Annotated in this window: 19 protein-coding genes and 1 pseudogene; 11 read left to right on the top strand and 9 right to left on the bottom strand. The window is 59.5% G+C overall.

The annotated features are described in order from the left end of the window. The first annotated feature begins 69 nt into the window (after window positions 1–69). Window positions 70–2,481, top strand: a complete 2,412-nt coding sequence (locus tag ACQKPC_RS04505) for a dermonecrotic toxin domain-containing protein (protein ID WP_427623296.1) — start codon at window positions 70–72, stop codon at window positions 2,479–2,481. Between the two features lie 27 nt (window positions 2,482–2,508). Here the strand turns inward: ACQKPC_RS04505 and ACQKPC_RS04500 are convergent, their stop codons facing one another. Next, window positions 2,509–3,300: an IclR family transcriptional regulator gene (locus ACQKPC_RS04500; RefSeq protein ID WP_427623294.1), complete on the bottom strand. Its 792-nt coding sequence runs from the start codon at window positions 3,298–3,300 to the stop codon at window positions 2,509–2,511. A 163-nt stretch (window positions 3,301–3,463) separates the two neighbouring features. Between ACQKPC_RS04500 and hmgA the strand changes: the two genes are divergently transcribed. The 3 genes from hmgA to maiA are packed head-to-tail and all read left to right on the top strand — an operon-like array spanning window position 3,464 to window position 6,723. Next, window positions 3,464–4,768, top strand: a complete 1,305-nt coding sequence (hmgA, locus tag ACQKPC_RS04495; protein WP_427623292.1) for a homogentisate 1,2-dioxygenase — start codon at window positions 3,464–3,466, stop codon at window positions 4,766–4,768. Window positions 4,769–4,770: 2 nt separating this feature from the next. Continuing rightward, window positions 4,771–6,075, top strand: a complete 1,305-nt coding sequence (fahA, locus tag ACQKPC_RS04490) for a fumarylacetoacetase (RefSeq protein WP_427623290.1) — start codon at window positions 4,771–4,773, stop codon at window positions 6,073–6,075. A gap of 12 nt (window positions 6,076–6,087) precedes the next feature. Then, complete coding sequence (gene maiA, locus ACQKPC_RS04485; RefSeq protein WP_063341517.1) at window positions 6,088–6,723, top strand: maleylacetoacetate isomerase; 636 nt, start codon at window positions 6,088–6,090, stop codon at window positions 6,721–6,723. Between the two features lie 111 nt (window positions 6,724–6,834). Here the strand turns inward: maiA and ACQKPC_RS04480 are convergent, their stop codons facing one another. Further along, window positions 6,835–7,638, bottom strand: a complete 804-nt coding sequence (locus tag ACQKPC_RS04480; RefSeq protein WP_008070509.1) for a SirB1 family protein — start codon at window positions 7,636–7,638, stop codon at window positions 6,835–6,837. 183 nt (window positions 7,639–7,821) lie between these two features. On the opposite strand from ACQKPC_RS04480, the gene ACQKPC_RS04475 reads away from it, so the two are divergent. From ACQKPC_RS04475 to ACQKPC_RS04460, 4 genes are all read left to right on the top strand, one after another. Next, entirely contained in the window at window positions 7,822–8,841 is a 1,020-nt protein-coding gene (locus ACQKPC_RS04475; RefSeq protein ID WP_427623287.1) for a Glu/Leu/Phe/Val dehydrogenase dimerization domain-containing protein, read from the top strand. 109 nt (window positions 8,842–8,950) lie between these two features. Then, the gene (pdhA, locus tag ACQKPC_RS04470; RefSeq protein WP_427623285.1) at window positions 8,951–10,045 is read left to right on the top strand and encodes a pyruvate dehydrogenase (acetyl-transferring) E1 component subunit alpha; all 1,095 of its coding nucleotides are present in this window, start codon (window positions 8,951–8,953) and stop codon (window positions 10,043–10,045) included. Continuing rightward, window positions 10,038–11,027, top strand: coding sequence for an alpha-ketoacid dehydrogenase subunit beta (locus tag ACQKPC_RS04465; RefSeq protein WP_427623283.1), 990 nt, complete (start codon window positions 10,038–10,040; stop codon window positions 11,025–11,027). Before pdhA ends, ACQKPC_RS04465 begins: the two co-directional genes overlap by 8 nt. Before the next feature lie 28 nt (window positions 11,028–11,055). Beyond that, window positions 11,056–12,165 carry a dihydrolipoamide acetyltransferase family protein gene (locus ACQKPC_RS04460; protein ID WP_427623281.1) on the top strand — a complete coding sequence of 370 codons (1,110 nt, stop codon included), beginning with the start codon at window positions 11,056–11,058 and terminating at the stop codon, window positions 12,163–12,165. 177 nt (window positions 12,166–12,342) lie between these two features. Here ACQKPC_RS04460 and ACQKPC_RS04455 read toward each other — a convergent pair. Beyond that, window positions 12,343–12,597: pseudogene (locus ACQKPC_RS04455) on the bottom strand (YebG family protein); the annotation flags it as partial. 368 nt (window positions 12,598–12,965) lie between these two features. Between ACQKPC_RS04455 and ACQKPC_RS04450 the strand changes: the two are divergent. Continuing rightward, window positions 12,966–13,466 (top strand): phosphate-starvation-inducible protein PsiE, encoded by a 501-nt coding sequence (locus tag ACQKPC_RS04450; RefSeq protein ID WP_007903272.1) that lies wholly within the window; start codon window positions 12,966–12,968, stop codon window positions 13,464–13,466. Here the strand turns inward: ACQKPC_RS04450 and ACQKPC_RS04445 are convergent. The 3 genes from ACQKPC_RS04445 to ACQKPC_RS04435 all read right to left on the bottom strand — a co-directional run bounded on the left by ACQKPC_RS04445 (window position 13,463) and on the right by ACQKPC_RS04435 (window position 16,729). Next, a complete protein-coding gene (locus ACQKPC_RS04445; RefSeq protein WP_427623279.1) occupies window positions 13,463–13,777 on the bottom strand; it encodes a DUF3509 domain-containing protein in 315 nt (104 codons plus the stop codon). The genes ACQKPC_RS04450 and ACQKPC_RS04445 overlap by 4 nt on opposite strands. Before the next feature lie 210 nt (window positions 13,778–13,987). Next, window positions 13,988–15,289, bottom strand: a complete 1,302-nt coding sequence (locus tag ACQKPC_RS04440) for a serine/threonine transporter (RefSeq protein ID WP_427623277.1) — start codon at window positions 15,287–15,289, stop codon at window positions 13,988–13,990. 63 nt (window positions 15,290–15,352) lie between these two features. Continuing rightward, window positions 15,353–16,729 (bottom strand): L-serine ammonia-lyase, encoded by a 1,377-nt coding sequence (locus ACQKPC_RS04435; RefSeq protein ID WP_427623275.1) that lies wholly within the window; start codon window positions 16,727–16,729, stop codon window positions 15,353–15,355. Between the two features lie 135 nt (window positions 16,730–16,864). Here ACQKPC_RS04435 and ACQKPC_RS04430 point away from each other — a divergent pair, with 135 nt between their 5' ends. Together ACQKPC_RS04430 and ACQKPC_RS04425 are read left to right on the top strand one after the other, a co-directional pair. Next, a complete protein-coding gene (locus ACQKPC_RS04430; protein WP_427623273.1) occupies window positions 16,865–17,812 on the top strand; it encodes a LysR substrate-binding domain-containing protein in 948 nt (315 codons plus the stop codon). A 216-nt stretch (window positions 17,813–18,028) separates the two neighbouring features. Continuing rightward, window positions 18,029–18,436 (top strand): HPF/RaiA family ribosome-associated protein, encoded by a 408-nt coding sequence (locus ACQKPC_RS04425; protein ID WP_008070486.1) that lies wholly within the window; start codon window positions 18,029–18,031, stop codon window positions 18,434–18,436. Between the two features lie 267 nt (window positions 18,437–18,703). Here the strand turns inward: ACQKPC_RS04425 and fecA are convergent, their stop codons facing one another. The 3 genes from fecA to ACQKPC_RS04410 all read right to left on the bottom strand — a co-directional run bounded on the left by fecA (window position 18,704) and on the right by ACQKPC_RS04410 (window position 22,577). Then, entirely contained in the window at window positions 18,704–21,037 is a 2,334-nt protein-coding gene (fecA, locus tag ACQKPC_RS04420; RefSeq protein WP_427623271.1) for a TonB-dependent Fe(3+) dicitrate receptor FecA, read from the bottom strand. A gap of 116 nt (window positions 21,038–21,153) precedes the next feature. Further along, window positions 21,154–22,092, bottom strand: coding sequence for a FecR domain-containing protein (locus ACQKPC_RS04415; protein ID WP_427623269.1), 939 nt, complete (start codon window positions 22,090–22,092; stop codon window positions 21,154–21,156). Beyond that, a complete protein-coding gene (locus tag ACQKPC_RS04410; RefSeq protein WP_427623267.1) occupies window positions 22,089–22,577 on the bottom strand; it encodes a sigma-70 family RNA polymerase sigma factor in 489 nt (162 codons plus the stop codon). The genes ACQKPC_RS04415 and ACQKPC_RS04410 overlap by 4 nt, the downstream gene beginning before the upstream one ends. Window positions 22,578–22,585: the final 8 nt, after the last annotated feature.

The following is a 22,585-nucleotide window of genomic DNA, read 5'->3' as shown; positions in this document are numbered from 1 at the left end:
ATGTTGAGCTGCCCCTGAATTAATTTGGTTAGGCGAGTTTCTCGCTCCATTTTTTTGAAAGGGTGACAAATGAATATTATGAATACCTCTATTCCCCCCGCGAATCGTCCCCAATGGCTTGAGCAGGTCAGTATTACCGACCAACTTCATTATGGGGGGCTCGAACAGCAGTTGATTGCAAACAGGGCCGATCTGGAAAGACAACTTAGAGGGCATATCAATGTACAGGTTTATGCTCGTAACCTGGCCAGCCAGTTTCTGCAGCTGGAATTTGACAGCAGCCTTGATCCCGACACTCTTATGACCATCAGCCAATACGAGTTCGACGAGGCCGACTGCAAAATCAGACAGGAAGACAAGCGTTCTCTGACAGATTTATTGTTGTGGGGCCTACACGAGAAAGGTCGGCGTGCAAGTATCACGCTTGAAGGTGAAGGCATTCCTATCGGATTGAATCAGCAATGGCTGGAGGAAAACTGGAACGGGGACGTCCGTGCGTCATATGGCCGGGATTTGCGCGCCGCTTACGAGCGCAGTGCTGTGCTCGCCGCCATGAAAAATGTCACCCGGGATCAGTTATTGCTGAGTGCATTTACCGCGAAGCTTCGCGGACATCTCAACGACACCAATCTTCAGCGGATCGAGCTTGCCGTCAATGGCGATACGAACATGACGCTGGCGCCATTGACGCTCATGGGTGACGGCGTTCGGAACACTCGACCGTTCGCGGAGCTGGTTGCCATTGGAAGCCGCAGCCCCAGCCAGGATGACTGGCTCCTGTATGCACCGGATTCGCCTGGTGGACAGGACTGGTATGAGTTGCCGGGTTTCAGGCAACTTGACGGCGAGATCTGCAGCTGGATGGCCAAGCCAGAGGGGCAAGCCTATCTGGTCTGGCGATCCCATGCGCTGGATCGCGAAGTGATCGCCGGTTATCTGAAAAAGATCTCACAACGACCTGATCTATGGCGTGGTGTCCAGCCGGTGCCAACCCCTTACACAGGACCCGAGGTGCTAAATACGGTTGTTTTCAATCATCGAGCCTGGCTGGTGGCACAGGAAGAAAGCCAAACGCCCTATTACTATCGCACCGCATCCGATGAGTTGCGTCAGACGTTTACGCGCATCAACACTGAGCTTAAGGCGCTCAAAACCGTTGAGGTCCGCGAGGGTGGCTTTATCACCTATGAGCGTTTTTGCCATCAACTGATCAAGCAGCGTGTGGAAGAAATCCTGCTGGGCAGAGGTGACGTAGTCGCGATTGATCCTGATCGGATTTACGTGCAAATCAGTCATGAACAACAGATGACACTGACTCGGTTGATTGCCGATGAAACGCACTTCTACGCTGGTAACGCCGATCGGGACAAGTATCCGCGTTTTACGATGGCAACAGATCACCCGCCACTCGACAAACTTGATATCCGCGATATCGCCGGTTGGTCGAGAACGTTGCGCGCGGGCGAGCAGTACATTGATATGTTGCGCACGACTCATGTTAATCGCTCCCATCCCGAAGGCATCTTCAAGCGCAAGATTTACATGGGCATCATGAAACGTCAGATGACCGTGGCAGCGATGCAGGCGCTGTTCACCGGATGTTTGACGAGGAAAAACTTCGAGGAGCTGAAAAAGGTAATTGCGGCATTCGATCATCCGCAACTAGCCTGGCCGGTGGGCGAGGCACCTGGCGATGTACCTCACAGTGCTCTGTTTAAACTCCATCTCAAGAAGCGCCTGGTAGTCGGGGTATTTGTTTTCAGGCTGCGTATCGCCGGGACGATCGAGCAATACCTGTTCACGCCTGATGCTCCGGATGGTTATGAGATACGACCATTCAAGGACTTTGTAAGTGCGGTGAAAACCCGTGGTCTGGGTGATTACCTCTACGACCGTGTGCACGAGAAGTATCAGCCGGGCGTGGGCGCTTATTTGACCGATCTCGAACAATTGGCCCACTTCACTGAGGCACCGGAACTGGAGCGCAACAGTCGGGTCACGGATCTGTACGACTGTTATAGCGACGTGGTGTACAAGATCATTTCGGATGTTGATGCGAAAACACAAAGCCTTGAAGAAATCATCACCGGCCTGGTGTACAACGCCGTCCTGACAGCCGTCAGCGTCATCGGCATTGTCTATCCGCCAGTCAGTATTGCCTTGAGCGCAGCCTTGCTGACCAAGAATCTGGTGCAAGGCGCCGAGGCTTACTCGGAGGGCAATCGGGCCAAGGCCCTGATCCATTTCAGGGATGCGCTGATTGAGTTGGCGTTGTTGGGCAAGGCAGGATATGTGGGTTCGCAGCCCACCAAAATACAGAAAGATCTGATCGGATTATTGGGGGATGTATACACCGTGGAATGGTTTTTCTCCCAAGCCACTGGACAGCCTCGACTACATGAACGGGTGCTGGAGGTGATTCAGCAGGTTCTCGACGATCCTCAAAGCGCTACCAGCAAAACCACCATTATCCAGCGTTAATGACGGTCCGCTGGTTTTGCGTCTGGCTCAGCGACTGAGATCATCAGCCTGATACCCCATCCGCCAACTCACGGCCCGCGTCGCCGCCAACAACCGCTGCGCCGCCGGGCCGTTTTCATCGGCGTGAAATAACGAGGCCGGGCCGACGATGGTCATCACCGCCGCTACTTGCCCGACTGCATTGAACACCGGTGCCGACAACGCATCCACGCCGGGCATCAGCAGGCCATGAACATGGTGCAAGCCGCGTTCGCGGATCTGTTCGCACAATGTGGTGTAAGCCTGCTCATCGGCCAACGGATGAACGTCGACGGCGCGAACTTCGAGATCGCGCAACTCATCGGTTTCGCGGTGGGGCAAATAGGCACTGAACACCAGCCCGGTCGAGGAGCTGAGCAACGGTAAAACCGAGCCCAATTGCGTGACCACTGTCACCGCGCGCACGGCCGGTTCGATGTGCACCACTGTCGCGCCCTGATTACCCCACACCGCTATAAAGCAGGTCTCATTCAGATCGTCACGCAACTCGGCCAAGGGCAGGGCAGCGACTTTCAGCACGTCCATACTGTTCAAAGCAGCCAAGCCAACCCGAAGCGCTTCACGGCCGAGGCCATAGTGGTTGGTGACGGTGTTCTGCTCGGCAAAACCGCTGGCAATCAGCGCCTGCAAATAGCGGTGAACCTTGCTCGCCGGCATTTGCACGTGTTCAGCCAGGCGCGACAACGAGGTCGATGGCGACAGCTCGGCAAGCGCCTTGAGGATGTCGGTGCCGACCTCGGCCGAGCGGACTTTCTGTTTACCGTTGCTTTCGCTGGTCATGAGGCGGTGTGATCCCGGGACGAATGGGCGTCTTTATAGCTTGACGGTCAATACCAATCAAATTACGTTATGCGTAATCGAATTACGATAAAAATAACCCAGGCGTGCCAAGATCTCTTCGGCAGAGTGACAGGCCATTGCCAACTCCCGTTCAGGAGGCTCCATGAACCTCGATTCAACGGCGCCAGCGCTGGCTTATCAGTCAGGCTTTGGCAACGAATTCAGCAGCGAAGCGTTGCCGGGCGCACTGCCCGTCGGCCAGAACTCCCCGCAAAAAGCTCCTTACGGCCTGTACACCGAACTGTTCTCCGGCACTGCGTTCACCATGGCTCGCAGCGAAGCACGGCGGACCTGGATGTACCGCATCCAGCCGTCGGCCAATCACCCTGCATTCGTCAAATTGGATCGGCAACTGGCCGGCGGCCCATTGGGTGAAGTAACCCCCAATCGCCTGCGCTGGAATCCGTTGGACATGCCGACCGAGCCCACCGATTTCATCGACGGGCTGGTGAGCATGGCCGCCAACTCGGGTGCGGAAAAACCGTCCGGGATCAGTATTTATAACTACCGCGCCAACCGTTCCATGGAACGCGTGTTCTTCAACGCCGACGGCGAATTGCTGCTGGTGCCGCAACTGGGTCGCCTGCGCATCGCCACCGAACTGGGCGTGCTGGAACTGGAACCGCTGGAAATCGCCGTCCTGCCTCGCGGGCTGAAATTCCGCGTTGAACTGCTCGACCCGCAAGCCCGCGGCTACATCGCCGAAAACCATGGCGCCCCTCTGCGCCTGCCGGACCTGGGGCCGATCGGCAGTAACGGCCTGGCTAACCCGCGAGACTTCCTGACACCGGTGGCCCATTACGAAAACCTCAAGCAACCGACCACCCTGGTACAGAAATTCCTCGGCCAGTTATGGGGTTGTGAGCTCGATCATTCGCCGCTGAACGTGGTCGCCTGGCACGGCAATAACGTGCCGTACAAATATGACCTGCGCCGTTTCAATACCATTGGCACGGTCAGTTTCGATCACCCGGATCCGTCGATTTTCACCGTCCTGACCTCGCCGACCAGCGTGCACGGTCTGGCCAACCTCGACTTCGTGATCTTCCCGCCACGTTGGATGGTCGCTGAGAAGACATTCCGTCCACCGTGGTTCCACCGCAACCTGATGAACGAATTCATGGGCCTGATCCAGGGCGAATACGATGCCAAGGCTGAAGGTTTTGTGCCTGGCGGTGCGTCGTTGCACAGCTGCATGAGCGCCCACGGCCCCGACGGCGAGACCTGCACCAAGGCGATCAACGCGGAACTGGCACCGGCTAAAATCGACAACACCATGGCTTTCATGTTCGAGACCAGCCAGGTGTTGCGCCCGAGCCGATTTGCCCTGGATTGCCCACAATTGCAAAACAATTACGACGCCTGCTGGGCCACGCTGCCCGCGACTTTCGACCCGACCCGGAGATAACCATGACTCAGACTTCCATCACTCGTAGCTGGGTTGCCTCCGCCAACGGCCACGCTGATTTCCCGCTGCAAAACCTGCCGTTGGGCGTGTTCAGCGTGAAGGGCTCCGCGCCGCGCAGTGGCGTGGCGATCGGCGACCATATCTTTGATCTGGAAGCGGCACTGGATGCCGGTCTGTTCGAGGGAACCGCGCGCACCGCGGTCGAAGCCACCCGTGGCGGCCAATTGAATGCGTTCTTCGAGCTGGGGCGCGATGCTCGTGTTGCCCTGCGCGAGCGTCTGCTGGAACTGTTTGCCGAAGGCAGCACCCTGCACGGCAAGATCGAAGCCCAAGGCGCCAAACTGCTCCCGCTGGCGGCGGATTGCGAAATGCACTTGCCGGCGAAGATCAACGATTACACCGACTTCTACGTCGGCATCGAGCACGCGCAGAATGTCGGCAAACTGTTCCGCCCGGACAACCCGTTGCTGCCGAACTACAAGTACGTGCCGATTGGTTACCACGGCCGTGCCTCGACCATTCGCCCGTCCGGCACTGACGTTCGCCGTCCGAAAGGCCAGACCCTGCCGGCCGGCCAGACCGAGCCGACGTTTGGCCCGTGCGCACGTCTGGACTATGAACTGGAGCTGGGTATCTGGATCGGTCAGGGCAACGCGATGGGCGACTCCATCGCCATCGGTGACGCCACCGACCACATCGCCGGTTTCTGCCTGCTTAACGACTGGTCGGCGCGGGACATCCAGGCCTGGGAATACCAGCCGTTGGGTCCGTTCCTGTCCAAGAGTTTCATCACCAGTATTTCGCCGTGGGTGGTGACGGCCGAAGCGCTGGAGCCGTTCCGTCGTGCGCAGCCTGCGCGCCCGGAAGGCGATCCGCAGCCGTTGCCGTACCTGTTCGACAAGCGTGATCAGGCCGCCGGTGCCTTCGACATCGAACTCGAAGTGCTGCTGCTGACCGAATCGATGCGCGAGCAAAATCTGCCAGCCCATCGCCTGACCCTCAGCAACACACAACACATGTACTGGACCGTCGCACAAATGGTTGCGCATCACAGCGTCAACGGCTGCCAGTTGCAGGCCGGTGATCTGTTCGGTTCGGGCACGCTGTCCGGTCCTGAAAACGGTCAGTTCGGCAGCCTGCTGGAAATCACCGAGGGCGGTAAAAAGCCGATCGAACTAGCCTCGGGTGAGGTGCGTAAATTCCTTGAGGACGGCGACGAAATCATTCTGCGCGCACGTTGCAGCCGCGAGGGTTTTGCTTCCATCGGTTTCGGCGAATGCCGTGGCAAAGTGCTGCCAGCGCGCTAAGAGGATCGGGTCATGGAACTCTATACCTACTATCGTTCGACCTCGTCTTACCGGGTGCGTATTGCGCTGGCGTTGAAGGGGCTGGATTACCAGGCGCTGCCAATCAACTTGATTGCGCCGCAAGGTGGCGAACATCGGCAGCCGACCTATCTGGGCATCAACCCCCAAGGCCGGGTGCCGGCCTTGCGCACTGATGAGGGCGAGTTGCTGATCCAGTCACCGGCGATCATCGAGTACCTGGAGGAACGTTATCCACAGGTGCCATTGCTGTCCAAGGACCTCGTCGCCCGTGCCCATGAGCGTGGCGTGGCGGCGGTGATCGGCTGCGATGTTCACCCCCTGCACAACGTCAGCGTGCTCAATCAGCTTCGGCAGTTGGGGCACGATGAGCCGCAGGTGGTTGAGTGGATCGGTCACTGGATCAGCCAAGGGTTGGCGACGGTGGAGCAATTGATCGGTGACACCGGTTACTGCTTTGGCGATCAACCGGGGCTGGCGGACGTCTATTTGATCCCGCAGCTGTATGCGGCCGAGCGCTTCAATATTTCCCTTGAGGCCTACCCGCGAATTCGTCGAGTGGCGGCGCTGGCGGCGACACACCCCGCCTTCTTCCTGGCCCATCCGGCAAATCAGCCCGACACCCCTTAATGGCTCACATAGACCTAATGTGGGAGCGGGCTTGCTCGCGAAGAACGATAACGCGGTCCGTCAGAAATACCGCGGTGTCTTCTTAGCGAGCAAGCCCGCTCCCACATGAGATCAGTGAACCACTGAGTTAGGCGGTAGGTGCCCGAGCCGTTCGGTGAGGCGAATCCGCTGGATCGGGTCGTCACAGAGCAGCAGCGCGTGCTCCAGGTCAAAACGCTCGGCATTCGGGCAGTCCAGTCGTTGGTAGAGACTGGCCCGGGCCAGATAGTCGGAGGCGCTGGCGTTGCCCAATTCAAGCACGCGCTCGGCGTCGATCAGGGCGTCGATGTAGTCATCATTCGTGAGGTACAACTGGCGCAGGTTGCGCGACAGCCGCTGCAGCATCTGCACCGGTTCGGCTGTCAGTAAATGCTCGGCGCCGAGCTGCATGTTCGGGCCGTACTGGCGTTGCAGTAACTCCCGGCAGTCGTTGGGGTATAGCCGTCGCCCGCCGCACGGGTCGAGCAGATGATCGGCGCCTTGCACCCGCAGCAGGAAATGCCCGGGGAAGTTGACCCCGACCATGGGGATCTCCAGCCTTCTGGCCAGTTCCAGCGCAATCAGGCCCAGCACCAGCGGTTGGCCCCGCCGACGCTCCAGCACCTTATTGAGTAACGCTACTTGCGGACGCAAGGGCGTGGAGTCGTCCTGAGCGAACCCCAGGTCATTCATTCGGCGCAACAACGGTTGGGCCAATTCACTCACCGGCAGCATCGGCAACCCGTAGCTGACCCGCTGTTGCAGGTCCTTGAAATCCGCCAGCACCGTCTCGGGATTCAGTTCCTTATCGTGTTCGACGGCCATCCACAGCGCCGCCTCGAACAGCGCGGGCGGTGATCGTTGCAGACAGTCGAAAAAACGTTGGCGCGGGGTCATCAAAATCTCCGGGGAATGCCTCGTTTTAGCCCCGTCTCAGGCTTTCGTCCAGTGTCGGGCACAGGCGCTAGTAGGTTATGTCCGAAAGCCTCTAAAGCGACGCCGCTTATTCCGGGGCGTTTCTGCAATTTTTGTGCACAAGCCTATACTGGCGACTACAAGAAGTGATTCGGGAGCCCTACGATGTTCGCTCTCATGCAAAGCACTCGCCTTGAATCGCTACACCTGAGCGTCGATCCGGTCACCGGGTTGAAGGCGGTGATTGCCATCCACAACAGCCGTCTGGGACCTGCCCTGGGCGGGTGTCGTTACCTTGCTTACCCCAGCGATGAATCCGCGATCGAGGATGCTGTGCGCCTTGCCCAAGGCATGAGTTACAAGGCGGCCCTGGCCGGCCTGGCTCAGGGCGGTGGCGTAGCGGTGATTGTTCGCCCGGCCCATGTGGAAAACCGCGCCGCGCTATTTGAAGCTTTCGGGCGCTGCATTAACGAACTCGACGGTCGCTACATCACCGCCATCGACGCCGGCACTTCGGTGGCGGACATGGATTGCATCGCCCAACAGACGCAGTTCGTTACCAGCACCACCGCCGCGGGCGACCCTGCACCGCATGCCGCCATGGGCGTATTCGCTGGTATTCGCAGCACCGCCATGGCCCGCTTGGGCAGCGATAATCTCGAAGGCTTGCGCATAGCCATTCAAGGCCTGGGCAATGTCGGTTATGCCTTGGCCGAACAGCTACACGCCGCCGGTGCCGAGCTGCTGGTCAGCGACATCGATCATGGCAAGGTGCAGCTGGCCATGGAGCAGTTGGGCGCTCATCCAATCGCCAATGATGCGCTGCTCAGCACGCCGTGCGACATACTCGCGCCCTGCGGCCTGGGCGGTGTGCTTAACAGAAACAGCGTGCCCCAACTGCGCTGCGCAGCGGTCGCCGGTTCGGCAAACAATCAACTGATCCATCTCGAGATCGCCGATCAACTGGAACGCCGGGGCATTTTGTATGCGCCCGATTACGTGATCAATGCCGGTGGGCTGATCTACGTTTCGCTCAGACACCGCGGGGAAGAGCTGACGACCATCACCGCTCACCTGTCGAAAATCAGTTCACGGCTGACCGAAGTCTTCGCCCATGCCCAGGCGGAAAAGCGCTCTCCGGCCCGGGTGGCGGATGAGTTGGCGGAGAAAGTGTTGTACCGGTGAAAAGTTTTAAAGGAGTGAGAGCCTATCCGGTCGTTGCTCCCCAAGCCCTGCGTCACAAGCGCCGGGCCTGACAAATGCACGCCGATTCCCGCGTGCCAGGAGCCCTGTGATGCTTCACAAGGTTGAGCTGCCTTACACCCGATTTTTATCCCCTGATGGCCAGCCGCTCGGCAATCTTCCCGCCTGGGCCGACGATTTCAATCTGTTGACGCGTCTGTATCGGCAGATGGTCCTGACCCGCCTTTTCGATCAGAAAGCTGTCGCCTTGCAACGCACCGGGCGCATCGGCACCTACGCGCCGACCTTGGGCCAGGAAGCCATTGGTGTCGCGGTCGGCAGCCTGATGCACGCCGAAGACGTACTGATCCCGTATTACCGCGACACCGCTGTGCAATTGATGCGCGGTGTGCGCATGGAAGAAATCCTGCTGTATTGGGGCGGCGATGAGCGAGGTAGCGACTTTGCCGACCCGGCGGTGGCCCAGGATTTCCCGATCTGCGTGCCGATCGCCACCCAGGCCCTGCATGCCTGTGGCGTCGCCAGCGCGTTCAAAATCCGCGGCGAGCATCGGGTCGCTGTCACTACGTGCGGCGACGGCGGAACCAGCAAAGGTGATTTCCTCGAGGCCCTCAACGTTGCTGGCGCCTGGCAGTTGCCGGTGGTGTTCATGGTCAACAACAACCAATGGGCGATCTCGGTGCCGCGACGAATCCAGTGCGGCGCTCCGACGCTGGCGCAGAAAGCCATTGGCGCCGGGTTCCACGGGGAGCAAGTCGACGGCAATGACATGCTCGCCGTTTACGACCGCGTGCAAGCCGCCCTCGAACGGGCGCGTCACGGTAAAGGCCCGGTGTTGCTCGAATGCCTGAGCTATCGGCTCGGCGACCACACCACCGCCGACGATGCCACGCGCTACCGGTCGGCGGACGAGGTCAAGCAGGCCTGGCTCGAAGAACCGATCAAACGCCTGCAACGGTTTATGGCCGGGCAGGGTGTGTGGGACGAAGGCCGCGAACAGGCGCTAATCAGCGAATGCCAGGGTTTGGTGCAGCGTGCTGTGGATAACTTCGAAGCGGCGGGCCTGCAGGCGCCGGAGTCGGTGATGGATCATGTCTACGCCCAATGGCCGCAAGCCCTGGCCGAGCAACGTGAAGATTTCCTTGAACGCGTGGCGCGCCGGACAGGGGGGGCGAGCGATGAGTAACGGCAAAGTGACGCTGCTGGAAGCGGTGAATCTGGCGCTGCATCGGGCCATGAGCGAGGACGAGAACGTCATCGTCCTCGGTGAAGACGTCGGGGTAAACGGTGGTGTGTTCCGCGCCACGCTGGGCCTGCGCGACACCTTCGGTTTCAAGCGGGTGATTGACTCGCCGCTGGCCGAAACCATGCTCGGCGGGCTGGTGGTGGGCATGGCGGCCCAAGGCCTGAAACCGGTGGTGGAAATCCAGTTCATGGGGTTTATTTACGCCACCATGGAGCACCTGGTGTCCCACGCCAGCCGCATGCGCAATCGCACGCGCGGGCGGATCACCTGCCCGATGGTGATGCGCTCACCCATGGGCGCAGGGATTCGCGCGCCGGAACATCACAGCGAAAGCACTGAATCCCTGTTCGCGCACATTCCGGGGTTGCGGGTGGTGATTCCGTCCTCGCCGGCCCGGGCCTATGGCTTGTTGCTCGCGGCCATCGACGACCCGGATCCAGTGATATTTCTCGAGCCGACCCGACTCTATCGAATGAACCCGCAACCGCTGCTGGATGACGGCAAACGTCTGCCGCTGGACAGCTGTTTCACCCTGCGTGAAGGCAGTGACATTACCTTGATCAGTTGGGGCGCCAGCGTAATGGAAACCCTGCAAGCCGCCACGAAACTGGCCGAGCAGGGCGTCTCGGCGGAAGTGATCGATGTCGCCAGTATCAAACCGCTGGACCTCGACACGATGGAAGCCTCGGTGCGCAAGACCGGTCGTTGCGTGATCGTGCATGAAGCGCCGCGCTCCTGCGGAGTCGGCGCGGAAATCGCCGCCAGTCTCTACGAACGGGTGTTTCTGGAGTTGCAGGCACCGATCCAGCGAGTCACCGCGCCAGACATTCCGCCGCCGCTGTATCGACTGGAATCGCTGTACATGCCCGGCATCGAAGACATTCTTCATGCCTGCGACACCGTCATGCAGCACTACCCCTGAACAGACGCCTGAGGCCGAGGAGGTTGCGATGAAATATTTCAAACTGCCGGATCTGGGCGAAGGCTTGCAGGAAGCGGAAATCGTCCGTTGGCACGTCAAGGTCGGCGATACCGTCACAGCCGACCAACTGCTGGTGTCGGTGGAAACCGCCAAGGCGCTGGTGGATATTCCCGCGCCCTACGATGGCGTGGTGGCGAAAACATTCGGTGGCGAGGGCGACATTCTTCACGTCGGCGAACCTCTGCTCGGTTACGAAGGCGAAGCGGATGCGGGCACTGTGGTCGGTCGGCTTGAGGGCGGCGGCACGAACCAGGAGGATGCATTTTTCATCGGCGCTGCACCTTCGACTCGTGAGCACCTGGCGAACCGTGCCACGCCGGCGGTGCGTCAACTGGCTCGGCAACTCGGTGTTGAACTGAGCGGCTTGACGGGCTCCGGCCAGGACGGCCAGATCACCCGCAGCGACGTAGAAAACGCAGCCCAGACGGAACGCGAACGCTTCGGCGGCGAGAAGCTGCGCGGTGTACGACGCAGCATGGCGCTGAACATGGCCAGGTCCCATGCCGAAGTGGTGCCGGTGACGATTTTCGGTGATGCCGATCTGCATCGCTGGGGGCAGGCGCGAGAACCGCTGATTCGTCTGGCCAAGGCGATGGCGGCGGCCTGCGCGGTAGAACCGGTGCTCAACAGCGCCTTCGATGGCAAAACCCTGGCGCTCAAGCAACATGAACGACTCGATCTGGGCATTGCCGTGGATACGCCGGACGGCTTGTTCGTGCCGGTGCTACGCGATGTCGGTCAGCGCACGGCGGCGGATTTGAAAGAAGGTGTGATGCGTCTGCGGGCCGATGTGCAGGCGCGCTCGATCCCGCCACAGGAAATGATGGGGGCGACCCTGACCCTGTCGAACTTCGGCACCTTGTTCGGCCGCTACGCCAACCCGGTGGTGGTGCCACCGCAAGTGGCGATCCTCGCCGCCGGGGCGATCCGCGATGAACCGGTGGCGGTCGAGGGCGCGGTGGTGGTGCATCCGATCCTGCCGCTGTCCCTGACTTTCGATCACCGCGTGGTCACCGGCGGCGAGGCGGCGCGGTTCTTCAAAGCGTTGGTCCAGGCGCTGGAACAACCCGAGGTCTAGATTTCCCGCAGGCATGAAAAAGGCCCTGAGCCATTTGACTCAGGGCCTATTCAATTCGGGCATTGCTTACTTGGGTGTCTTGGCAGCTTTGGCTGGCTTGGTCGGCTCAGCGCTCGTTACTTCAACTGGTGCAGCTACTTCAACAGGTTCAGTGGCTTTAACAGGTTCAATGGCTTCGGCGGGTGCATTCAGTAGTTCGGACAGTGCGTCCGGCTGGCTCTTGAACGCCTTGGCGAACACATCACGGTTCTTCGCCATGTAGATCCCGGCTTCTTCCACTTGCTGTTCGGTCAGGGACGGAACGGCTTTTTGCAACACTTCAGCCAGCAATTCGGCCAGTTCGAGCATTTTGTCATGACGGTCAGCTTCGGCTTTATCCATGAACAAGCGCTCCAGATCTCGGCTGCTGCGGTATACCACTTCGACGGCCATTCACCACCTCACATGCCTTCACATTAGTTGTCTGTTTCGACTACTGTATCTATATACAGCGAAAAGGATAAGCGAATCCCTGCGCTTTGGGTAGTGGCTTTTTAATGTAGACCGAATTCAGGGTTTGTCAGGTGAACCGTGTTGCTCCCATCGCGAGCAGGCTCGCTCCCACAATGGTTTTGTGAACGCCGCAGATCGCTTGTGGGAGCGAGCCTGCTCGCGATGGGGCCCGTCCAAACGCCACTAACGTGTCTCATGTCACGCAGCCATCATCTCACCCAACAGCCTCTGGCCTTTTTTCTGCATGCAGAACAACCGTCACGTCCAACCCGCATCATCCGCTCGAACCGAGCTAAGGAACAATCAAAGTGAAAATCAACTGGGCCGAGAACCTGCGGCAGAACGTGCACCAACTGGCCGAGTCCCTGGGCAACCTGTTCGTCGAGACCTTCCACTACCTGGCGCTGTTCGCCATCGGTGCGGTGACCGCGTGGGCGGCGGTAATGGAATTCCTCGGAATGCTCGAACAGGGGCATATCAAGATCGATGACATCTTGCTGCTGTTCATCTACCTGGAACTGGGGGCGATGGTCGGGATTTACTTCAAGACCAACCACATGCCGGTGCGTTTCCTGATCTATGTGGCGATCACCGCGCTGACGCGGCTGTTGATCTCCAACGTCTCGCACCACAATCCGCCGGACCTGGGGATCATCTATCTGTGCGGCGGGATTCTGCTGCTGGCGTTTGCGATTCTGGTGGTGCGTTACGCCTCGTCGCAGTTCCCTTCGGTGAAGATCGAACACCCGCAACGCAAGATCGGTGCGGGTTCCGGCGAGCATCCCGAAGTGGAGAAGGGCGAGATTTAAAGCCCCATTGAAGGTCGGGGCCGGGACTTGACCTGTGGCGGCGGGTTGCGATTGTCGCCGTCGGTCATGGCTTCGAGGATGGCCACGGCGCTGTGGCCTTGTTCGATGGCGATGCCGAATTGAATGCTTTGTACCAGGCGTTTGAGGCGCTTGGGATCATTGCGCTGTTCGGCGCTGATCATCCGTTTGGCCACCACGCGGCCACTTTTGGAGAGGGTCAGCATGATGCTGCCGTCCAGCCCCTGAATGCTCAGGTTGACTTGATAATCCGGTGCAAAGGCATCGGTAATGAGCTGAAAAGGATTGTCCATAATGCGTCACCGCCTGATTGAACGTGCAGTTGTTGACGGCCGTGATCGGGATTAGTTCGCAACACCAGACCACCGGCTTTCCATGTTCATGCGCTTTCTTCCGTGCCGCGTAGGGGATACAGCAAGGGGCATGCCGGAAAAACTGTCGGACAATGGATACGGCAAAAAAACGGCGGGCACTGTGGCCCGCCTTCTTTTTGCCTGCCCGTTTCAGGGCATGAACGAGTAGATGATCGCAGACAGTGCAATCAAACCGATCAACACCACAAACACGTTCGAGGCCTGATTCGAGTACTGGCGCAAGGCCGGCACGCGGCGGATGGCGTACATCGGCATCAGGAACAACAGGCACGCGATGATCGGCCCGCCAAGGGTTTCGATCATGCCCAGGATGCTCGGATTGAAAGTCGCGACGGCCCAGCAGCTGAGGATCATGAACAGCGCAGTAATGCGGTTCAGCCAACTGGCGGACATAACGCGACCACGGCCACGCAGACTTTTCACGATCAGGCCCTGAAAGCCTTCGCTGGCGCCGATGTAATGGCCGAGGAAGGATTTGGTGATCGCCACCAACGCAATCAACGGTGCGGCATAAGCGATGACCGGTGTCTGGAAGTGGTTGGCCAGGTACGACAGGATCGAAATGTTCTGCGCCTTCGCAGCGGCCAAATCAGCCGGGGACAACGCCAGCACGCAGCTGAAGCAGAAGAACATTACCGTGACGACCATCATGACGTGAGCGATCGCGAGAATACCGCTGCTTTTGCGTTCGGCTTGTTCGCCGTAACGCTGTTTCTGATCGACGGCGAAGGCCGAGATGATCGGCGAATGGTTGAACGAGAACACCATCACCGGAATCGCCAGCCACAACGTTTTGAAGAACAGCGGCAGCGGCATGCCTTCACTGGCGGTGGCAAAGAACGCGCCGTTCCAGTTCGGGATCAGGCTGACGCCGAGCAGCAGCAACGCGGCGACGAACGGATAAACCAGCACGCTCATGCATTTGACGATGACGCCCTGACCGCAACGCACGATCGCCATCAAGCCGAGAATCAGCCCCAGCGACAGAATCGCCCGAGGCGGTGGTGTCATGTGCAACTGGTGCTCCATGAGGCTGCTCAGGGTGTTGGTCAGCGCCACGCTGTACACCAGCAGAATCGGGAAGATCGCGAAGAAATACAGCAGCGTGATCAGCTTGCCGGCGCCGATACCGAAGTGTTCTTCCACCACTTCGGTGATGTCCCCGGAACGCCCGGACAACACGAAGCGCGTCAGGCCACGGTGGGCGAAGAAGGTCATCGGAAAGGCCAGTACCGCCAGGAGCAACAGCGGCCAGAAACCACCGACGCCGGCGTTGATCGGCAGGAACAATGTGCCGGCGCCAATCGCCGTGCCATAGAGGCCAAGCATCCAGGTGGTGTCGTGTTTGCTCCAGCCTTTGTGGGTTATTTCTCTATTGTGTGTCAGATCTACAGCAGGATTATCGGCAGCAGGTGTACGTACATCGGTCATCGTTTTTGCCTCGTTATTATTCTTGCTCGGGCTCACGTATTGCAGACGGTCAGGGAGTGCTCCTCAGCACTCCACCCAGCTGACAGCCAGGCCGCCCCGTGAAGTTTCTTTGTATTTGTCGTGCATATCGGCGCCGGTATCGCGCATGGTGCGGATCACCCGGTCCAGGGAAATAAAGTGTTTGCCGTCGCCGCGCAGGGCCATTTGCGTGGCGTTGATCGCCTTCACGGCAGCAATTGCGTTGCGCTCGATGCACGGCACCTGCACCAGACCGCCGACGGGGTCGCAGGTCAGGCCGAGGTTATGTTCCAGGCCGATTTCGGCGGCGTTTTCCAGTTGCTCGGGAGTCGCTCCGAGTATGTCGGCCAGGCCGGCGGCAGCCATGGCGCAGGCGGAGCCGACTTCACCCTGGCAGCCGACTTCGGCACCGGAGATCGAGGCGTTTTTCTTGCAGAGAATGCCTACAGCGGCAGCGCCCAAAAAGAACGCCACGACGTCATCGTCCGACGCGTCCGGGTTGAATTTCATGTAGTAGTGCAGCACGGCGGGAATGATCCCCGCCGCCCCGTTTGTAGGCGCGGTCACCATGCGTCCGCCAGCCGCATTCTCTTCGTTCACGGCGAGGGCGAACAGGTTGACCCACTCCATGGCTGACAGGGTGGAACTGATGACATTCGGTTTGCCGATTTCCAACAGACTGCGGTGCAATTTCGCGGCGCGGCGCGGAACATTCAGACCACCGGGCAGGATGCCTTCGTGACGCAAACCTTGCTCGACGCACTCGCGCATCACCGACCAGATATGCAGCAAGCCCTGACGGATCTCAGCGTCGCTGCGCCAGGCCCGTTCGTTGGCCATCATCAGCTCGGAAACCCGCAGACCGTGCTGGTTGCAGAGCTTGAGCAACTCGGCGGCACTGGAGAAATCGTAGGGCAGGACCACATTGCTGGCCGGCGCAATGCCGGACTCGGCTTCTGCTGCTTCGATGATGAAACCACCACCCACCGAGTAGTACGTCTGCTCGAACAGCTCACCGGTTTCACCGAAGGCTGTCAGAGACATCGCGTTGGGGTGGTAGGGCAAGCTCTCGTCCAGCAGCAGGAGATCGCGCTGCCAGTTGAAGGCAATGGCCGATTTGCCGGCCAGACTCAGTTCGCCGGTTTCACGCAAGGTTTGGATTCGGCTGTCGATTGAGTTCGGATCAATGCTGTCTGGCCATTCGCCCATCAGGCCCATGACGCAGGCACGGTCGGTGGCGTGACCGACGCCAGTGGCCGAAAGGGAGCCGTAGAGGCGGATTTTTACCCGCCGTACGTCGGCCAGTAAATGTTGGTCAATCAGTGCCTGGGCGAAGGTTGCGGCGGCGCGCATCGGGCCGACGGTATGGGAGCTGGACGGACCGATGCCGACTTTGAAGAGATCGAAAACACTGATAGCCATGCTAAAGCCTATACAAGCAATGGAAGAGAAATCGCCGCCATTTTTGTAGGCCAAGCGCAAGGTGGGCGATACTGCCAACCTCGGTCCTACGTGACCAACGAAACTTCCTAAGACAGCCTTTAGCAGGACTAAACGATGAGTCGCCAATTGCACGCCCAGACCTACGTCTGGCTGCACGTGTTTTCGTGTGCCGCGCGGCACTTGTCCTTCACCCGTTGCGCCGAAGAGCTGCACATCACGCCGGGGGCGGTCAGTCAGCAAATTCGCCAACTGGAAGAGCGGCTAGGTTTTCGCCTGTTTCATCGTCGCGCCCGGGGTGTGGAGTTGAGCGCTGAAGGCCAGCGATTGGCTATCACCGTCAACGAAGCCTACGGCAGCATCGATGCGGAATTGCGACGACTGGATGCGGGAATGATCACCGGGATTTTGCGATTGCGCTCGATTCCATCGTTCCTGAGCAAGTGGTTGACCCCCAGGTTGCCGCGTTTGCAACAGCGTTTTCCGGACATTCAATTGCGGCTGGTGGCAGAAGACAGCAGCGTGCCATTGCATGAGGGCGACTTCGATTTGGCCATCGACCTCAATGACGGCAGTTATCCGGGATTGTTATCCACAACCTTGTTGGATGAGCAGATCTTTCCGGTGTGCGCCCCAAGCCTTTTGCGCGCAAGGCCGCCGCTGCACGGCCCGGCAGACCTGGTGCATTTTCCGTTGCTGCACGACATCACCGCCTGGCGCGGCAGTTACGAATACGCGGAATGGGAGTTCTACCTCAACGCCATCGGCTTCGAAGGCGCGGATGTGCGGCGCGGGCATACCTTCAATCGCAATCACCTGACTATTGAAGCGGCGATTGCCGGGATGGGCGTGGCGATTGCGCGGCGAACGCTGCTCAACGATGAACTCGAGCGCGGGACGTTGATCGTGCCGTTTGGCCTGGCGGTGCCCAATCACAAGCGTTACGTGCTGCTTTATGCACCGGGCGCGCTGAGCCATCCGGGCGTGCGCGCGGTGCATGACTGGCTGGTGGAAGAAGCGGGGATATTTCGTAGCCTGCACCCGCTGGCGGAGCGGCCGATGTGACAGCAGCCTGGAGCATCAGCCAGGGGCGACCCAACTCCCGACATTAACAGCGCTTTTACCCGTTGTCCGGCTTTTTTTGCGAATGAATATTTATCTTTTTTTAGGGGTTGAAATGTTCTGCGCACACACCGATTGTGTAACCAAGAGGTCACGGTGATGAAGCCCAAGGGCCAGCCGAAGGGCCTCTCGCGAGCTAGCTGAAATAAGGGATGAACTATGCAAATCCAAGTCAATAGCGATAACCATATTCAAAGCAGCATCCGACTGGAGGAGTGGGTACGTACTACCATTGAGAGCACGCTCGAACGTTATGAAGAGGACCTGACCCGCGTCGAGGTTCACCTGCGGGACGAGAACGGCGACAAGCCCGGTCCCCACGATATGCGCTGTCAGCTGGAAGCGCGGCCAAAAGGCCATCAACCGATTTCTGTTACCCATAAAGCCGCTAACCTGGAACTGGCGATCGACGGTGCGGCTGAAAAACTCGAACATGCGCTTGAACATCTGTTCGGCAAACTGCGGGGCAAACCACGTGCCGCTGTGGTGCCGTTCGAAAGGCCTACGGCCGATGCGCTGCTGGAAGACGAGTTTCTCGAGAACGAACAGGCTGCACAAAACGGCTGAGGCCTGATTTACTTTTTACCTTCCCACTTTCTCTCCACCTGAAAAACGGGCCTGCATTGCAGGCCCGTTCTTGTTTATGGTATTCGCCGGCTCCTGTGGTTCCATGGAAACCTGTGGCGAGGGAGCTTCTGTGGCGAGGGGGCTTGCCCCCGTTGGACTGCGTAGCAGTCCCAAAACCATCCAATGAGTTGTGTCAGGAAAAACCGGACAGCAGGTTCTGCGAGTGCTACGCAGCCGAACGGGGGCAAGCCCCCTCGCCACAGGGAATCAAAACGCGACTGAAGTCTGCACATACACCGTCCGCGGTTCACCCACGTATTTGCCCTTGTTGTTGTCATCGAACGAGCGGGTGAAGTACTGGTGGTTGAAGATGTTCTTCACCCCCACCGCCACATTCAGATCCGACAGTTTCGGCCCGAAGTCATATGCGGCGCGGCTGCTGAATAACATGTATCCCGGAATCTTGCCGGTGTTGCCATCGGCGTTTTCGGCCGAGGTGTTGGCGTTGTCAGCAAACTGGTCACTCTGATAGCTGCTGTCCAGGTTCAGTTTCCACGCGCCTTCGGTATAACCGACGCCGACCGTGCCTTTGTGTTTCGAAGAGAACGGCACGCGATTGCCCTTGTTCGGTCCGTCTTCGCGGATGGTCGCGTCGACATAGGCGTAAGTCGCGTACACATCGAAACCGGCCAGCGCCGGGCTCAAATCGTCGAGGGCGTAGTTGATGCTGGTTTCGATGCCTTGATGGCGGGTTTCGCCACGGGCGATCACCGAGTCATTGGTTTGATTGCTTTCATACTGATTGTCGAAATTGATCAGGAATGCGCCAATCTCGGCACGCAACGCGCCATTGTCGTAGCGGGTACCCAGCTCCCAGGTGCGCGCCTTCTCCGGTTTGACTTCGCCGCTGGTCACACGGTTAGGCATCTGGCTGTACTGCACGCTGCCAAATGAACCTTCGGTATTGGCGTAGAGGTTCCAGCTGTCGGTCAGGTGATAGAGCACGTTCAACGCCGGCAGGGCGGTGTTGTAGTCGCCTTTGTATTTCACGTTGGTCAGGTTGTTGGTCTGCTGCGACTCGATCATCTCGTAGCGGATGCCAGGCGTGATCGTCCACTTGCCGATGTCGATCCGGTCATCGACGAAGAACGCATTGGCCTCGGTGCCACCCCGCGTATCGCGGTCGTTGCGGCTGTTGGTGGTCGGGAGTTCGTTGCTGGCGATCGGCGTGCGGTAGCGCAGTTCGTGGCCGGCCTCGTTGATGTAGCGATAGCCGACGCCGACTTCATGGCTGGTTTGGCCGAGGTCGAAGCCTTGGGCGAAACGGGTTTCCAGGCCACGTACCCAATACTCGCGTGGCGACAGCGAGAGGAACGTGCCCTGGTCCAGATAACCGCTGCGCAGGGTTTTGGTAAAGAAGGTATTGGCGGTGAACTCGCGGCGATCTTCCTGATAGCGATAGCCGAAATTGAACATCGTGCGGCGGCCCCAGAACTGATCTTTCGGGCGGGTCGACTGGTACGGGTCAGCGTCGTAATCGGCGACGTTCAGCCCGCCGGGCATGTCCGCCTTGCCTTCGTAGTATTGGGCCATGGCGTTGAAGCTGTTGGCCTCGTCGAGCTGGTACTTGCCCTTGAGGATCAGGTCGTCGATTTCGGTGTCGCTGTGTTCGCGCCAGTCGCCACCACGGGTGCCCGAGTACAGAATCGCGCCGCCCAGACCGTTATCGGCCGTGCCGCCGGCCAGCAAATTGCCGGTGGTTTTGAAGCCATCATGGCTGGATGATGGACTGGTTTCGGTCTGGAAGCCGCCCTTGACCGTCGGTTCATCGGGAATGGCGCGAGTCACGAAGTTGACCACACCGCCGACGTTCTGCGGCCCGTAGCGCACCGCACCGCCGCCGCGCACCACGTCGACCGCGTCCATGTTGCCCATGCTGATCGGCGCGAACGAAAGCTGCGGCTGACCATAAGGTGCGAAGGGCACCGGAATGCCGTCCATCAATACCGTGGAGCGCGAAGCCAGCCGAGGGTTGAGCCCGCGAATGCCGAAGTTCAGTGCCATGTCATGGCTGCCGGTGCCGTTGTTGTCTGGCGCGTTGACCCCCGGAATGCGATTGAGCACATCCTTGGCCTGAGTCGCGCCCTGGCGTTCGAATTCTTCGCGCCGGATCACGTCGCGAGCGCCGGGATGTTCGAAGACGTTGGTTTGCGCCGCATCGCCGAGCCAGTCGCCGACCACTTTCGAGGTGTCCAACTCTAGCGCCGCATCACCCGCCGGTTGCAGACTGAAAGCATTGTCGCCCTCGGCGCGGGCTTGCAGGCCGGTACCTTCGAGCAACGCGTTCAAGCCCTGGGAAGGGGTGTAGTTGCCTTCCAGGCCGCGACTTTGCACACCGCGGGTGACTTGCGAGCCAAAGGAGATCAGCACGCCGGCTTCACGGCCAAACTGGTTGAGGGCGTTCTCCAGCGAGGACGGCGCGATGTGGTACGGCTTGGCGTCAGCGGCATGCGCCAGGGGCAGAGCGCCGAAGCTCAGGCTGGCGCCCAGCAAGAGTTGGCGCAAGGTGCGGGTTAGCGGTGTGACGCGGATGGGTTGCATGAAAGGCGATCCTGAGAAGGTTGAATCAAGGGGGCTTTCCTTCTCTGTCACGCCAGATCTGAAAAACGGCTCATCTTTTTGAAGATCGTTCCCACGCAGAGCATGGGAACGATCATTTACGCGCGCGCCTCAACCGTCACCCAATACCGGGTAAAACGCCTCACCTTCACCGGTAAACTGATTTCCAGCAGATCAAGAATCCGCTCGCTGTCGTCCAGTGGATAAGTCCCGGAGATCAGCAGGTGGGCAACATTCGCCGCGCAATTAAGCTGCCCCCGGCGATAGCGACCGAGTTCATCGAGAAAATCCCCCAGGCGCATATGCGCGGCCACCAGCATGCCGTCGGCCCAGGCGCCGCTGTTGGCGTCCAGTGGCAGGGGAGCGCCGATGCCGCGTACGCCGAATCTCAACTGCCGGGCGGTTTGCAGCATCAGCGGTGCGCCGCCATCGGGCGTCAATTCGACGCTGCCTTCGAACACCGCCACCTGAGTGTGATCGGCAAACTGCCGCACATTCAGCCGCCCACCTTGGGTTTTCAACAGGCCTTGTGCGGTCTGTACTTGAAACGCTTGGGTGGCGGTCAGCAGCATCTCGCCTTCGAGCAAGCGGATCAGCCGTTGCTGGCCGTCGACTCGCACATCGACCGAACTGGCGGTATTGAGCTGCACTTGGCTGCCATCGCCGAGCGGCACTTTACGTCGCTGGCCGATCGGGCTGCGGTAGTCGGCCAGCAACGGCGTCAGCGGAGTGTGCTCGCGCATGCCCCAAGTGACCGCCGAACCCGCGCCGAGAATCAGCAACAGCTTCAACGCCTGACGACGGCCGGAGGATTTCGGTGCGTTGAGGGCGGCATGGGCCAGCGGTGAAGACAAACCGCGCAAGCGTTGATTGACTCGCTGAATATGTTCCCAGGCCCGTCGATGTTCGCTGTGAGCATCGAGCCATTGCTGCCAGGCGACTTGCTGGCGCGGGTTCAACGGCCCTTGCTGGATTGCCATCCACCAGCGTACGGCCTGCTCAGCCACTTGAGAGGAGAAATCCGCAGGGCTGTTCATCGTGCGAAGTAGCAGCGCATCGCCGCTTTGTTCAGGTGCCGTTTGACGGTGGCAATGGAAATGCCGAGTTCGGTGGCGATCTGTGGATAAGTCAAACCATCGAGCTGAGCCAGCAAAAAGGCGCGCTTGACCAGGCGCGGCAAACCGTCGAGCAACTGGTCGAGTTCCATCAGCGTTTGCAGGATGATCGCCCGATCCTCCTCCGACGGCGCGACGATTTCCGGCATCTGCGCCAGCGCATCGAGGTAGGCGCGCTCCAGATCCTGACGGCGGTAATGATTGAATAGCACGCGCTTGGCGATGGTGGTGAGAAATGCCCGCGGCTCGATGATCTGGGGCGTTTCCCGTGCCGCCAGCACTCGCATGAACGTGTCTTGGGCCAGGTCCGCGGCGCTGTCAGGGCAGCCGAGTTTGCGCCGCAGCCAACCGGTGAGCCAGTTGTGATGGGCGTGATAAAGGACTTCGACGGTAGTGGCTGACGACAACGGAACCG

This window comes from Pseudomonas sp. NPDC089918 (assembly GCF_050280605.1).
In the GTDB taxonomy this organism is placed as follows: domain Bacteria; phylum Pseudomonadota; class Gammaproteobacteria; order Pseudomonadales; family Pseudomonadaceae; genus Aquipseudomonas.
The sequence above is the reverse complement of the archived record's forward strand: the minus strand, read 5'-3'. Positions and strand labels throughout refer to the sequence as shown.